This is a genomic window from Marinobacter nauticus ATCC 49840, assembly GCF_000284615.1.
Classification (GTDB): Bacteria; Pseudomonadota; Gammaproteobacteria; order Pseudomonadales; family Oleiphilaceae; genus Marinobacter; species Marinobacter nauticus.
This window is the reverse complement of sequence record NC_017067.1, coordinates 2604843-2619448: the sequence shown is the minus strand read 5'-3', so window position 1 is coordinate 2619448 and position 14606 is coordinate 2604843. Positions and strand designations below refer to the sequence as shown.

10 protein-coding genes are annotated in these 14606 nt (G+C 48.4%); all 10 read left to right on the top strand.

Annotated features, from left to right (window positions below):
• Nucleotides 1–215: 215 nt before the first annotated feature.
• From MARHY_RS12185 to MARHY_RS18620, 10 genes are read left to right on the top strand one after another with little or no spacing between them, the layout of a single operon-like run.
• The gene (locus tag MARHY_RS12185; protein WP_014422073.1) at nt 216–1619 is read left to right on the top strand and encodes a capsule assembly Wzi family protein; all 1404 of its coding nucleotides are present in this window, start codon (nt 216–218) and stop codon (nt 1617–1619) included.
• Nucleotides 1620–1637: 18 nt separating this feature from the next.
• Nucleotides 1638–2069: an RT0821/Lpp0805 family surface protein gene (locus MARHY_RS12180; protein ID WP_014422072.1), complete on the top strand. Its 432-nt coding sequence runs from the start codon at nt 1638–1640 to the stop codon at nt 2067–2069.
• Complete coding sequence (locus tag MARHY_RS12175; RefSeq protein ID WP_014422071.1) at nt 2066–3811, top strand: polysaccharide biosynthesis/export family protein; 1746 nt, start codon at nt 2066–2068, stop codon at nt 3809–3811. The genes MARHY_RS12180 and MARHY_RS12175 overlap by 4 nt, the downstream gene beginning before the upstream one ends.
• Nucleotides 3811–4605 (top strand): ABC transporter permease, encoded by a 795-nt coding sequence (locus tag MARHY_RS12170; RefSeq protein WP_014422070.1) that lies wholly within the window; start codon nt 3811–3813, stop codon nt 4603–4605. The genes MARHY_RS12175 and MARHY_RS12170 overlap by 1 nt, the downstream gene beginning before the upstream one ends.
• Before the next feature lie 53 nt (nt 4606–4658).
• Nucleotides 4659–5264, top strand: a complete 606-nt coding sequence (locus MARHY_RS12165) for an ABC transporter ATP-binding protein (protein ID WP_226374330.1) — start codon at nt 4659–4661, stop codon at nt 5262–5264.
• A complete protein-coding gene (locus MARHY_RS12160; protein WP_014422068.1) occupies nt 5261–6346 on the top strand; it encodes a KpsE/RkpR family capsule polysaccharide export protein in 1086 nt (361 codons plus the stop codon). Before MARHY_RS12165 ends, MARHY_RS12160 begins: the two co-directional genes overlap by 4 nt.
• Nucleotides 6346–7428: a capsular polysaccharide export protein, LipB/KpsS family gene (locus MARHY_RS12155; RefSeq protein WP_050999012.1), complete on the top strand. Its 1083-nt coding sequence runs from the start codon at nt 6346–6348 to the stop codon at nt 7426–7428. The genes MARHY_RS12160 and MARHY_RS12155 overlap by 1 nt, the downstream gene beginning before the upstream one ends.
• Nucleotides 7353–8627: a glycosyltransferase family 4 protein gene (locus MARHY_RS12150; RefSeq protein ID WP_014422066.1), complete on the top strand. Its 1275-nt coding sequence runs from the start codon at nt 7353–7355 to the stop codon at nt 8625–8627. Before MARHY_RS12155 ends, MARHY_RS12150 begins: the two co-directional genes overlap by 76 nt.
• Nucleotides 8628–8661: 34 nt before the next feature.
• Entirely contained in the window at nt 8662–12624 is a 3963-nt protein-coding gene (locus MARHY_RS18395) for a capsular polysaccharide export protein, LipB/KpsS family (RefSeq protein ID WP_014422065.1), read from the top strand.
• Nucleotides 12625–12629: 5 nt separating this feature from the next.
• Nucleotides 12630–14606 carry a capsule polysaccharide biogenesis protein gene (locus MARHY_RS18620; RefSeq protein WP_014422064.1) on the top strand — a complete coding sequence of 659 codons (1977 nt, stop codon included), beginning with the start codon at nt 12630–12632 and terminating at the stop codon, nt 14604–14606.

Genomic DNA, 14606 nt, shown 5'->3' with positions numbered 1-14606 from the left:
CCTGATTAGCTGCACTTTCTAATATTTAACAAATGTTTACTGCCATAACGCCCTGATTGTTGAAGTGTCAGACTTTTTGTCACTTGCGTGTCATACCCCATGCCGTAGAATCGTCACGCTTTTGAAATACTTCATTCATTCCCAGACAAGGAAGCTGTTGGGAACTTCTCTCCCGTTGTAGCCGTTCTATCCTTGTCCTAAGAAAATCAAATCCTATGACCTCAAAACACTGGGCCCTGGTCGGTGGGGCGGTAGCGTGCCTTAGCGTTAGCACAGTCGATGCTGCACCGTGGACAACCGTTGGCGATGCTTATGAGCGCCATCAACTCCAGAAACGAGCGGATTCAGGTTCTTTGAACCATACCGTTACGACCTGGCCAGTTATGAAAGACTCTGTTGGCATGGCTCGCAATAACGGCCTGTCTGCTGGTTTGGCGATCTCGGGCAGCACAGAGAACGAGTTTATTACCGACTACGCCAGCGCGGAGTCTCAGGAAGGCATGCTTGCAGCCAGGGCGGAGTATGATGCTAACTGGTGGGCTGCAGGAATCAATGCGCAACTGGTTGCCAATCCAAGCGACGACGATGCAGCCCGCCTCGATGGTAGTTACCTGGCTCTGTTTCCGGGCAACTGGGTCCTGGGGGCAGGCGCCGTGGAAAGATGGTGGGGACCAGGTTGGCAGAGCAGTCTGATTCTTTCGAATAATGCTCGGCCTGCACCTGGCGTTTGGTTAAGCCGCCATCGTGAAACGCCATTTGAAACGCCCTGGCTATCCTGGCTCGGTCCCTGGCAAATCACCGCCACCGTGAGCCAGCTTGAAGGTGAGCGTGAAGTGGCCGATCCACTCCTGGTTGGATTTCGCGGAACATTCAGACCGATCGAAGGGCTGGATATCGGCCTTACACGCACATTTATTTTTGGCGGGGATGGCCGGTCTGCCTCTTTCTCTACGTTCTGGGATGCCTTTGCTGGTAATGACAACCCAAGGGATGCCGCCGAGGACCCGAGCAATCAGCTCGGGGCAGTGGACGTTAGATACGGCTTTGAAATAGGCGAGCAAACCGCCTCGATTTACGGCCAGATGATGGGCGAAGACGAGGCGGGCGGCTTTCCGTCCCGGAAATCCTGGCTATTAGGCGCAGATGCAACCACCAGCTTGTGGGGCAGGGAGCAGCGTTGGTATCTGGAGGGAGCAGACACGTTGGCTGATAACCTGTTTGGTTCGCCGATGGAAGACATAGCGTACGAACACCGGGTTTATCGCACGGGCTACCGCTACAAGGGCCGTAACCTCGCCGCAAGCATTGACTCAGACAGCCAGATTCTCACTCTGGGCTATTTCGATTTTCTGTCGGATGGCAATACCATCGGCGCTTCTGTCAGTTATGTTGATTTTACTGGCAATCCCCCTTCCAGAGTTACTGTGCCAGATTCGGACGTAACATACTTCTATTCCTCAAGAGATCAGGCTGTCATGTTGTTCGGCGGCTTTTGGGAGTTTGGGACGGAATACGGTAAGGTCAGGCTCTCTGGCCAGATCGCAGAAGATAAAATTGCAGTACGCTCGCGAGAGTTGGACCAGTGGTCTCTCTCTGCGCGGTGGTCTTATGGATTCTGATAATTCAGGCAAGATTGAATGAATAGACATCACCAAGCGAAAGCCGCAGTGAAGACCGCTCCGCTGATGGCCTTCGTTGCTGTATTAGCCGGTTGTGCGAGCAGTGGGCAGATCAACACGGCTAAAACGATTCCAGTTCCGCAGTGGTTAAACACCAAAAACACTGTAACCTTCCTTTCAGACCAGCATTCTCAGCAGATCGATAACGCCAGAACCGGAGAGACCGTAAAGCTGGGAGCTTCGCCGTGGGGCGAGAATGCACAGCTACGGGTCGGCGAGCGGTACTTCTCTGCTACCGGTAAATCCTGCTTTATTACCAGCATCGTAGGTTCGGAAGGGAATCTGCCCGCAACGGTATGCGAGTACCCTGAAGGCAACTGGGGAGTAACCCGGTCTTACACTGCAGAACAAGAGGCGGTTCAAGACCAGGAAATCGGAGGTGTGCAATGATCACTCGTCATTTTGCCTCCGTGGTGACGGCGTTGTTATTTGTAGTCACTTCCATAGTGAGTGTGGGTGTGAGCGCTCAAAGCATCGGTGATATACCCGCAAGCCAGCGTGAGCGCCTGATGCCTCAAATCCAGGCGGCAACGGAAAACGCGGGCAGTGGCCCTTCCGAAGCAGATACCGCAGACCAGGAACGCCAAGCTAGAACCCTGAGGTCTACGGGTACTTACGGCCCGATACTGACGGAACAACAGCAAGAGGAGCTGCAGCCTTTCGGTGCGGAGCTGTTCGCCGGTGGCTTTCGAGGCTTACGTTCAGACGGGCTCAATCCAGACTACCGCGTTCTGCCGGGCGACCAGGTAACGCTTCGCCTTTGGGGCGCTGTCGAGATGGATCGAGTGCTCCCGGTAGACGCACAAGGCAACATATTCATTCCTGCGGTCGGCCCCGTTCAGGTCGAGGGAGTCAGCCATAGCCAGCTGGATTCCGTTGTGAAAAGTGCTGTGCGCCGTGTCTATCCGGACAATGTGAATGTTTACACCAACCTGCAGGGCGTTCAGCCCGTCTCGGTATTCGTGACTGGCTACGTCAACAAACCGGGCCGGTATGTGGGTGTGCCTAGTGATTCTATCCTTTACCTGCTGGATCAGGCCTCTGGTATAGATGAGGAGCTGGGTAGCTATCGGGACATCAAACTGAGCAGAAATGGCGAAGTTATCGCCCGGATCGATCTATACGATTTTCTACTTCAAGGCACGCTGAACCACCCACAGTTGCAGGAAGGCGACACCCTGCTGGTTGAAAAGCGTGGCCCCGCCATCACCGCATTGGGAGATGTCAGCAAACCCTATCTTTTCGAACTATCCCCAGGCCCTCTTACAGGCTCCATGCTTAGTGAGCTGGCGCCGTTGCGTCCCGGTGTTTCCCACGCCCTGATTCGTGGAAAGCGCGGTACTGCGCCTTATTCCGAATATTTACCTCTTGAGCGTTTTGAATCTGCTGAACTCGCCAACGGCGATGAAGTCCTGTTTCTGGCTGATCAGCGCTCCCAGAATCTTGTGGTTCAGTTAGAGGGCGCCTACCTGGGCAAATCTTACTATGTGGTACCCAAAGGCACATCGCTTCACGAATTGCTGAACGAAATTGCCATCAACCCGGAAGAAACCGCCTGGGAAAGCATCTCGCTGCGCCGGGAAACCGTGGCTGAACGCCAGAAGGAAGCTCTGAACGACAGCCTGCGCCGGCTGGAGACCACCTACCTTGGTGCCTCATCATCCACTGCAGAAGAATCTGCCATCCGGGTACAGGAGGCGGAATTGATCTCTCGCTTCGTGGAAGAAGCCCGCAAGGTGGAGCCCAATGGACGCCTGGTGGTGGCCCACCAAGGGAAGCTGGTAGATGTGCGGCTGCAGGATGGCGACACCATTACGCTACCACAGCGCACGGATGCCATCCTCGTGTCCGGTGAGGTCTATATTCCGCAATCCCTGGTGTATATCCCGGGCCGCAGCGCTCGCGATTACATTGATGCAGCCGGCGGCTTCAGCCAGCATGCCAACCCTGACCATATTCTGATTGCCCGCCAGAATGGTGAGGTAAGGGACGCGGGTGAGGTGCAGCTCCTGCCGGGGGATCAGATACTGGTCCTACCGAAGGTAGAGACCAAGAATCTGCAGATTGCGTCTACGGTTACCCAGATTCTCTATCAGATTGCTGTAGCAACAAAAGTGGCGCTGGATCTGTAGTGACGACACTCGGTACCCGAACACCGTTGCGTATTACTCTGAATGTCTGGGAGGGGCTATTCCTTCGTGAGGCGGTAGCCCGTCTGAGTGCAGATCGTATTGCCTGGCTGTGGCTACTGGCTGAGCCAATTGCTCATGTTGCCTTGCTGGTTTGGGTACGGACGCTTCTGGGACGGGTAAGGGTGATACCCGGTGCCGAGTTTATTCCTTGGCTTATTATCGGTATCACACTCTTCATTCTGTTCCGCAATCAGGTCAATCGGGGTATGGAAGCGGTGAATGCCAATAAGGCCCTGTTTGCCTATCGACAGGTGCTACCCATAGACACGGTTCTGGTGCGCTGTTCTTTGGAGGGAGTCCTGAGTTCCCTGGTCGTATTGATGTTGCTTTTGGGCTTGAAGTTGCTGGGTTACGACATGACCCCAGGTCGGCCGCTGGGAGCACTGGTTGTGTGGTTTACGGTCTTTGCATTCGGAATGGGCGTTGCCTTGGTCTTTTCTACTGTGGTAACCGCCGCGCAGGAGGCATCTAAGTTTATCAAAATGGCCATGTTTCCCCTCTATTTCCTTTCCGGGGTGATGATTCCCGTTCAATACTTTCCCCACGACCTCCAGAAATACCTGCTGTATAACCCCATGCTTCACGCAGTGGAACTCATCAGGCTCGCCTATTTTGAGGGCTACCGAGCTGTTGAGGGTGTTAGCTACGTCTATCTTCTCGGCTGGACAACCACGAGTATTACCCTCGGGTTTCTATTGCACATACGGTTTAAAGCCAGGTTGATTGCCAAGTGATTGATGTTCGGAATGTATACAAACGATATCACGGTCCGTTCGGTGGAGATTGGGTGCTTCGGGACGTCAGCTTCACCATTCCCCGCAACGTAAGTGTTGGCCTCGTTGGTAAAAACGGAGCAGGCAAATCTACTCTGCTGAGAATCATCGGTGGGATGGATACTCCTGACCGGGGGACAGTTGAAAAGAATTGCAGAATATCATGGCCGATAGGCCTTGGCGGAGGCTTGCAGGGTTCCATGACGGGCCGCCAGAACGTCAAGTTTGTAGCACGAGTGCAAGGCGGAGGGCACCGCATCCCTGAGATCATTGAACAGGTTCAGGAGTTTGCGGAGATTGGAAAGGCATTTGACCAACCAGTGAAGACCTATTCCTCTGGTATGAAAAGCCGTCTGGCATTTGGTTTGTCGTTTGCGTTCAACTTTGACGTCTATATCTCAGATGAGGCGACAGCCGTAGGTGACGCTTCGTTCAAAGAGAAAGCGAAAAAAGCATTCCATGATCGGGTTGGTAAGTCCAGCTTGATCATGGTGTCTCATCAAACCGGTATTCTGAAAGACCTGTGTCAGGCCGGAATATGGATCAATGATGGTGAAGCCGTCTGGTTCGACGACGTGCACGAAGCCATCAAAAGCTATCACAAGAGCATTGGTAAATGAGTCGATTTCTGAAGCGTAATCCGACCTGGATTGTTGCTGGTTTGGTTATTCTTACTGTCGTTGTCTATTGGGGGTTCCTGGCCTCAGACCGCTATGTATCAAGAGCCCACATCGTGTTGCAGAGCCCTGAGATTATTCCCAGCGGCCTTAACGTATCTTCCATTCTGTCAGGAACATCGGGATCGGGGGATTTATTGCTTCTGAGGGAGCATTTGCAGTCGGTCTCGATGCTACAAAAACTGCAAGGAAGTATGAATCTAAGAGAACATTACTCGAATCCTGAGATTGATCGGTGGTCCCGGTTGGAGTCTGCGGATGTGCCAATTGAAGCTTTTCACGACTATATGAATAAGCGCGTGGCCATCACGTTCGATGATTATTCGAAAGTGTTACGGATTGAGGTTCAGGCTTACGATCCAGAAACTGCCCAAGCAATAACACAGGCCCTTCTTGACGAGGGGGAGCGACACATGAACTTGATGGGCCAGCGATTGGCACAGGAGCAGGTCGCCTTCATCGATAAACAAGTGCAGACTCTTGAAGAACGTTTGCTTTCTGCAAGGGAAGCTTTGCTGCACTATCAGAATGAAAAAGGACTGGTAGCCCCCACCCAGACTGTTGAAGCAATTTTCTCAACGGTTTCTCGCTTGGAAGCCGAGTTGGCGGTGTTGAGGGCACAAATCAAGTCACAGAAAACCTATCAAAGTATTCAATCGCCTACCGTTAGGCGAATGCAGTCCGAGGCGGACGCCCTGGCACAACAGATTGAAATTGAAAAAGCAAAGCTGGCTACGACTGGAGGAAACGCTCTTAATCGGGTTTCTGCGGAATATGAAACTCTTCAGCTGAAAGCGAAATTTGCCTTGGATCTTTACTCAAGCGCACTGACCTCCTTAGAAAGCACTCGAGTAGAAGCGGCCCGTAAACTCAAACAGGTCTCAATTTTAGAGTACCCCACCCTGGCTCAGTATCCAGAGAAACCGGAACGCTTATACAATATAGCGGTGGTGACGGTTTTTGCCCTTCTTTTCGCCACGATAGGACAGCTTGTGATTGCGGTGATCAGGGACCACCGAGATTGATGCTATCTGAGCAAGCTCCATTTACCTGGAGCGATTTCTGCCAAGCATACAATATCCCGAACCACGTCTACGCGGTGGGTTTTAATTGGCACTGGCGGCCGGCGCTTCACCGGTTCCTGCAAGGGGCCAGTATCACCCACGTTAATAGGGTAGAGAAAGTCCCAGACCGCCAGGTCGCCGTTGTTTGGGGGCAGCGCCTGATGCCTGGCGAGGGCCAGGACATCACTTTGGTGCGGTTGGAAGACGGGTTTCTTAGATCCGTAGGGCTGGGCGCGGAGTTTCAGCAGCCGTTGTCCTGGGTCGCCGACTTTGAGCACCTTTACTTCAGTGCACGAGGCGAATCAAGGCTGGCAACACTCCTTGCCTCCCATCATTTTACGGATAGTGAAAGAGCTCGTGCCGAACGGCTGCTCCAGGACATCCGAAACAGGAACATTAGCAAATATAATCTCAACGGGGACGATTGGCGAGCGCCAGTGGGAAAAGAGAAGGTTATCCTCGTGCCGGGGCAGGTAGAGACGGACGCCTCAATTGAATATGGTTGCGGGGAAATTCGAACTAACCTCGGCCTTCTGCAGCAAGTACGGCAACAAAATCCAACCGCTTGGATCGTTTATAAGCCCCACCCGGATGTCGTGGCCGGTGCCAGACGTGTTGGAGAAGGCGAAGCGGCAGCGTCTGATTACGCCAATGAGATTGTCATAAACGCCGCCATTGGACCAATGTTGGAACAGGTTGATGAAGTACACACCCTCACCTCGCTGGCCGGCTTCGAAGCGTTAATCAGACACAAACCGGTAACCTGTTACGGTTTACCCTTTTATGCAGGCTGGGGGCTTACTGAGGATAAGGTAAGCAGCCGGCGTAATCGCGAACTACATTTATCAGAATTGGCGCACGCAGTCCTGATTCAGTATCCATTCTACGTAAGCCTGGAATCAGGTATGCCCATAACACCTGAGCAAGTGTTGAATGAAATTCAGCGACAGAAGGTGAGGGAACGATCATGGGTGCAAGGCTGGAGACGGTTGTTGAAACGGAGCGCAAGGCGGGCGGTTGGGATAATAAGGAGAGCGCCATAGGCATTGCACACTTCAGGGCTACGCCGGAACCAAAACGCATAGCGATTGTTGGTACTCTGGCTGAGACAATGCTCGGGTTCCGGGGCGAACTCATCAAAGACCTTGTCAAACAGGGGCACGAGGTATTCGCCTTTGCAACGGATTATACGGAACAGAGTTCGCAACAGATCAGGGAGATCGGTGCGACGCCAGTGGCTTACCGTATGGGGCAATTCAGCCTTAATCCGTTCGCAGAATTAGCTTCCGGTTACCAGTTATATCGATTGTTTCGAGCCCACCGAATTGATCTTAGCTATTGCTATTTTTCCAAGCCCGCCATCTATGGAACCGTTGCCGCATACCTCGCTAAGGTTCCAACAAGGGTGGCCAAAATTGAGGGGCTAGGCCGCGTTTTTACCGTAGGACCCAATGGCCAAAGTTGGAAGAAAAAGGTCGTGGCATGGGTTATGAAGTGTCTGTTTCGGATGTCCTTGCCTTTGGCGAATCATATTATAGTCCTTAACGAAGACGATAAGCGTTCATTGCTCAGCTTTGGTGTGCGCAAGCCAGAGCCAGTTGTGATTAACGGTATCGGAGTAGATCTGGACCGCTACTGTTACACCCCACCAAGCACAGATCCAATACGATTTATCTTTGTCGGCCGTTTGCTGAAAGAAAAAGGCATCGAATACTTTATTGAGGCTGCAAAAGCTATAAAGCCGCTATACCCCAATACCGAATTCATCATTGTAGGGGCTGTAGATAATAACCGTGGGGCAATCACTCGGCCCCAGCTTGAGCAGCTTGTGGAGGACGGGATTATTACCTATCCCGGGCCAGTAAAAGATGTAAGGCCTTGGCTTGCGAGAAGTAGCGTATTTGTGTTGCCCAGTTACTACAGGGAGGGCGTACCACGAAGTGCCCAAGAAGCACTCGCAATGGGACGCCCAGTGATCACGACAAATATGCCAGGGTGCAAAGCTACTGTAGAAGACGGAAGGAATGGCTACTTAGTGTCAGCACATAACCAACGAGAGCTTAATCAAGCGATCTTGAAATTCGTTCTCGATCCGAGCTCAATTACACTAATGAGTTATGAAAGCGTGAAGATTGCGAGAAGTAAGTTCAATATCGCTTCAATCAATCAAAGAATAATATACGATCTAAATAATATTTCGTTGATCTCTACTAACGAAAATTTTAAAAAAGTATTGCGATAGAAAATATCCATCAATTATCCTACAAGGTAAGCCTGTGAAGTTTTTTGACAGAAAGTATTTAAAGTTTTCTAATTATAAGAATAGATTGAAGCTGATCTTTGGAAAGCAAAGCCAGCTTGAGCTTCCGGTAGAGCTATACGGCCAACAATGGAAAGATAACGATGTAAAAGTGGTAGCTTTATTCTTTGGTTTTAGTCCTTGGAAGAGGCAGGTTATAAGCGAGCTTTTCCCGGAGTATAAAAGTGCCTTTGTGCTTGGGAAAGCTTCCATGAGGCGAGTGGAAAGGGAGTTCATATCCAAACTCCCCGAACACTACCATTTGAAGATTTTTTGTTGGGGAAATAAGTATCCGAAAACCTTTCCAAAAAATACTTACTTCTCTAAATCAAAAAAGAAAAAAATTCAAGTAAGCCGGATAGAAGACGGCTTTTTGAGATCAATTGGATCTGGCGTGTTGCATACTAGGCCAGCCTCGTTGTGTGTGGATGATCTTGGTATATATTTTGACGCGAGCAGGCCTTCTCGTTTAGAGGAAATTATAAACGATCCAGAAGAGTTAAGTGCACCTGAGCTTCTTAAAGAAGCGGGTGTTGTAGCTAGTTTGATTAGGTCAGGACGGTTGACAAAATACTATGATCCAGACCCTTATATGGAGAGGCTTCGTCAGAACCCTACAGGTGAAAAAACTATCCTGGTAATTGGCCAAGTCGAGGATGATGCTTCTTTATTAAAAGGAAAAGCATCTGTTGCTTCTAATTATGATCTCGTGAAGTTGGCTCGAAAAGAAAATCCTAATGCGAGAGTGCTATTTAGACCTCATCCCGATTATTGGTCCGGGATAAGAAAGCGAATTGGGAAGGAAAGAGGGTATAAGGATTTATGTCACGTAGTGCCACCTTCAGTCAGTTTGTATGAGTTGTTTTCCGTATCTGATCATGTTTACACAATTACTTCACTCTCTGGATTTGAGGCTCTTATATATGGCTTGAAGGTTACAACGCTAGGCGCTCCATTTTATTCTAATTGGGGGCTCACAGACGACCGTGTAAAACTTCGTCGGCGAAATAAAAGTCGGTCTATTGAACAGTTGGTGGCTGCGGCTTATCTTAAATATCCCGTGTATATTCATCCCAAGAGTCGACGAAAGTGTAGTTTTTTTGATATTGCGGGATATTTTATAGTTGAATCTCTCAAAGATAATGATTATTTTTCCCTTTCTGGTAACAAGCTCTATTGTGAGACGCTGAGTTTTGATAAGTATCTAGGCCTAAGTTTTGAGTTGCTTGCAAGAATTGAGAGAAGCGATAATTATGCAAGCCTAAACGAAGATGATGTCAAAGATTTAAATGAGTCAAAGCTGATTTTTTCAGAATATCCTCATTTGAGTCATTTGCTGATTAAGAGCGCGAATTATGATCTTCTGCGGTTGGTTACAGGTTACTGCTTGGATAATATCCTAAGTGATGTTAAATCATCTGCGCTAGTTGATTTTAGAGAGCTTTCTGAGTTTTTTTATGCTTTATCAATTGCTCTCAGGAATTCAAACGGTAGAGTTTTGGGGGAAATTCCAAATCTTATTCCATACGTTGAAGGCAAGGCGGTAAGAGGTGATAATTATTTCGATTTCTTAAAACACTATATTACGTGCCTTTCATTGAATATCCAGTATGATATTCTTGGTCATGCTGTGAAGCGACTTGAGCAATCATTAAGAGAATATGAAGGATTAGAGTTATATCTGGACTCTAATCGTTTAGAAGAGCAGATTCGTAAGATCGGACGGCTTAATCCAAGTCCCGACTGGCTACTTCAAGTTTTGTCAATTATACGGCAGGGGCCATCGAGGTCGGAAAGGAATCACCAGAAGCGCCAAGAAATATTGGTAATTCTTCTTGGTTGCTTGAAGTCTGCTTTGTCTAATAGATACATGTCGTTCAGCGATGCCTATCTTAATGGCATGTTGACTGCGATAGGTGCAGGAGACTTTGAATCTCTGAAATTGTCGATTACGAATCTGCTCGCCCTTTTTGAGATTGCTGGAGATACATCAGATAAGGAACTAAGTTTTAACGAGCGTAGTAGTCTTTTTGTAATCCTCTCACAGAGAAAAAAGCATTGGGGTATCGTAATCGATGCTCTTTTAAAAAATAACGCCTTCATATTTGCGGATCGGCTTTTATCTAAGCTTGATTTCCAAATTTTTGATGAAGCTGAGCGCCTACGCTTTAGTTTTCTGATTGCGCGAGGTCTAGGCAAAAGCAAAACCGCTCAGGCTTATTTGTCTCGACTAGTGGATGAGTTTGGCGATACTGATCGTGTTATTAATTTGAAGTCCAGGTTTTATCGAGAGATTGGCCAGTTTGAACGTTCGATACATGAGTATCAGAGAATGTTAGCCCTTCCGGGTACCGTTGCCAGAAAAAACGCTATTCGTACCGAGATTGAAAAACTGAGTTTTCTTAGAAATAGCAGTCGGTACTTAAATAGCGTATCTCAACCAAAATTTCCAAAAGGTGTGATTTTTCTTGCCTCGCAGACTTGCTTTAATACGTTGGCTATGATGACTCCGGCTTTAATTCAGTGTAAAAAGCACGGTTATGCTGTTGTTTGTCTAACTCAGGGTATGGTGGAGCATGACTCAACTGGTATTGAATTTATTGATAAGTTTCAAGGGGTTATCCCGTTAAATTTAAGGCCTAGTTCAAGGCAATACGACTGGACCGTTGATTGGGAAAATAAAGTCATTTCCTGTCAAGGTATTAATTTTTATCAAGGTTTTTACGAAAGATTATCTACCTATGTTAGACGTTTTTACGTTGATATAAATGTTCGGAAGGTGGATGAGCAGCTAAGAAATATGCTGGACAGATCGGATCTCTGTCTTAGTGTTTGTGAAAGAATTTACAGGGAAATTGTTAAAGATAACAATATGCCGGTCGTATTTGTTAGCGGTAACTCCCACGTAACTCCGTTTTCTATATTTAGAGATTATGCGATTAATAAGGATGATGAAAAGCTATCCTACGTGAATTGCAATGTTGCTTATGAAGCGTACTTTTCTAATTTAGGTAGCAAGTATGCGAATACAATGTGTGTTACTGACATGACCCTTCATAAAGATATCCGTGCGCCGTTTATGGCCCGTGCCGATCAGTTTGTCCCTTGGTATGAAAAGAATAGAGATAATCCAGAGTATATGCAGAAGGCCGATGCTTTGATTAACGTAAATCGGGTTGGGTCCGACTCAGATGCGTCCGCAGTTCAGTTGATCGAATATCTTAAGACAATGAAGGCGAGTGGTAAACGAATAGTATGTGCGTTTGGAAAGGTACCCGTCGACTTGAATGTCCCCTATGACGGCGGTCCTGCCCATAGCGATATGGCTGACTGGATCAATCATACTGTTTCGATATGTTCGGAGCTTGATGATGTGGTTTTATTGGTCAAGCCTCATCCACATGAGCTGAAGCCTGAGATTGCTTTAGATTTGGTTGAAGGCTTTCATGATCTGATTTCTGTTCAGGTGGGCGACAACGTAAAATTGTTAGACCATAAGGAGATAAATGGTCATGCTCTTGCGCCATACTTAGATCTTGCTCTTCTTTATAACGGGTCTAGTGGTGTCGAGCTCACAGCACAAGGCATTCCAGTTATTATGACCTCCTATTTTGGGAAACATGATTATCCTATTTGTTTGAATTACCCAGAGTCTCGAGAGCATTATGAACAGATGATTTCAAAAAAGATGTATCGTTACCCTGATGAAGATCTCCGGAGGCAGGCTGCCTTTCTTTTGTGTTATTTGGGTACGGACGAGATTTCTATTGAGAATAGATATTCCAAAAGGCAGTTGACCAACGACAAAATTGGAGTACCTAGTTGGCGGGACGAATTGATGGAACAGTTTTTGAACGAGGGCGATCCGAAGATGGAGTATATAGCGAAGAGGATCGTCGAGAAATTTGAGGGCCCAGTGATGCTTCATGGCCGAGCATAAACTTTATGAAGAGATACCTCGTTGTCTCACCTGCGTTGCGTGATATATCTAGTTTAAAAGTTTTGGTTGGAGGGGATGTTAGGTTCAGTCGATTAGTTAAGTGGGCTTCTAAGGTAAAGGTTGGGACCGATGTTGATGCCGTTCTGGCCTGGGGACGGAAGGACTCAGCGATTGTGGCAGAGAGGGTCGCAAGGCGGCTAAATCTACCGCTCTATAGGGTTGAGGATGGATTTTTGCGCTCTTTTGCTCCAGGGCAGAGTGAGCATACCCTTTCACTCGTATTCGACGATAAAGGAATATACTACGACTGTTCTGTCCTGAGCGCATTTGACGTTTTCTCGTGTAGAAAACTATCTGAGCGAGAAAGGGAAAGGTCCGAGAGCATCCGAAGACAATGGGTTGGCGCTCAGGTTTCGAAGTATAATCACGCTAGATCGCTTAACGTTTATCCGTCGAGTAGGTGCGTATTGGTTGTAGACCAAACGCGAGGAGACGCTTCGATAAAATATGGGGCGGCTTCGCAAACGAACTTCGACGATATGCTGAATCAAGCTTGGACTAGTTATCCAGATCATAGGATTCTGGTCAAAACCCATCCCGAGGTCATTGCAGGAAGTAAAAAGGGCTACTTAACAGATCACCCTCTACTAAAAGAGGATCGGGTCGTTTTGGTTGCCGATGACATCCACTCGCCAAGCTTGTTAAGAATCGTTGATGCGGTCTTTTGTGTTACTTCTCAAATGGGGCTTGAGGCGTTGTTTTGGGGCAAGCGGGTGCATTGTTTTGGTATGCCATTTTATGCTGGTCGGGGATTAACGAAAGACACTTTGGTTGCCCCTACCTTCCGAAAACCCTGCACCATCGAACAATTAGTACATGCAGCCTTAATAGACTATTGCCGTTATGTAGACCCAGAAACAAATAAGCGTTGTGATCCGGAACGCCTGATTTCGTGGATGGGTTTGCAGCGGAACATGATGGAGCGATTTGGTGCGACACTGAAGGTTGCACGCTTCCCCCGATGGAAAAGGCGCCATCTTAAAAAATTCTTTTTGGGGTCTGAGCTAATTGAGAATTGCTCGGACCCTGATGCACCTATTGTAGTTTGGGGTATGAGTAACGTGCCTGAGGGTGATCGCCACAGACAGGTCATCAGAGTCGAAGACGGGTTCATCCGTTCGGCTGGACTTGGTGTCGACCTCGTAGCTCCCCAATCATGGGTGCTGGATACAAGGGGAATCTACTACGATTCGACCAAACCCTCAGATCTCGAGCAAATATTGCAGTTTTCCGAGATTGATCAAACCACTGTTGAGAGAGGTAAAGCACTCATTGAACGCCTGTGCAAGGTTGGAGCTACGAAATACAATGTAGGGTTGAGGGACTGGGTAAGGCCTCCGAATCGTAAAAGGGTCATTTTGGTTCCAGGGCAAGTAGAGTCCGATGCCTCTGTTAGGTTTGGCTCCCCTACGATAAAGACAAATGCTGATCTTTTAGCTGCGGTTAGAGGCGATAATCCCGACGCATGGATTGTTTATAAAGTCCATCCAGATGTTGCTGCAGGCATGCGCAAGGGTAAGCGGCGATTGGAAGAAGATCTGTATGATGAGGTCGTCACGGATCAGGACATGCATCATATGTTAATGCAGGTCGATGAGGTCCACACCATGACCTCATTGGCAGGGTTTGAGGGTTTAATCAGAGGGAAAAGAGTCGTCTGTTATGGGCAACCGTTTTATTGCGGTTGGGGATTGACGGAAGATAAGGAGCCCGTTGCACGTCGAACTCGCCCGCGTTCGCTTCCAGAGCTGGTTGCGGCTGCGTTGATTCTGTACCCAACATATGTGAGTAGCTCAAGTGGTTATTTTACCAGTGTTGAGAGGGTGTTGGATGAGATTCAACTAGCCCGGGCTGAAGTGACTATTCTACAGCGGGTCAGAACACAAATTTCCCGTTATCTGCGATTTATGTGGCGCTTCTAA

Excerpts from the sequence above, each read along its gene's own strand:
- MARHY_RS12160 (WP_014422068.1), top strand. The coding sequence starts at position 5,261 with ATGAGTCGATTTCTGAAGCGTAATCCGACCTGGATTGTTGCTGGTTTG.
- MARHY_RS12150 (WP_014422066.1), top strand. The coding sequence starts at position 7,353 with ATGGGTGCAAGGCTGGAGACGGTTGTTGAAACGGAGCGCAAGGCGGGC.
- MARHY_RS12180 (WP_014422072.1), top strand. The coding sequence starts at position 1,638 with ATGAATAGACATCACCAAGCGAAAGCCGCAGTGAAGACCGCTCCGCTG.
- MARHY_RS12175 (WP_014422071.1), top strand. The coding sequence starts at position 2,066 with ATGATCACTCGTCATTTTGCCTCCGTGGTGACGGCGTTGTTATTTGTA.
- MARHY_RS12185 (WP_014422073.1), top strand. The coding sequence starts at position 216 with ATGACCTCAAAACACTGGGCCCTGGTCGGTGGGGCGGTAGCGTGCCTT.
- MARHY_RS12155 (WP_050999012.1), top strand. The coding sequence starts at position 6,346 with ATGCTATCTGAGCAAGCTCCATTTACCTGGAGCGATTTCTGCCAAGCA.
- MARHY_RS18620 (WP_014422064.1), top strand. The coding sequence starts at position 12,630 with ATGAAGAGATACCTCGTTGTCTCACCTGCGTTGCGTGATATATCTAGT.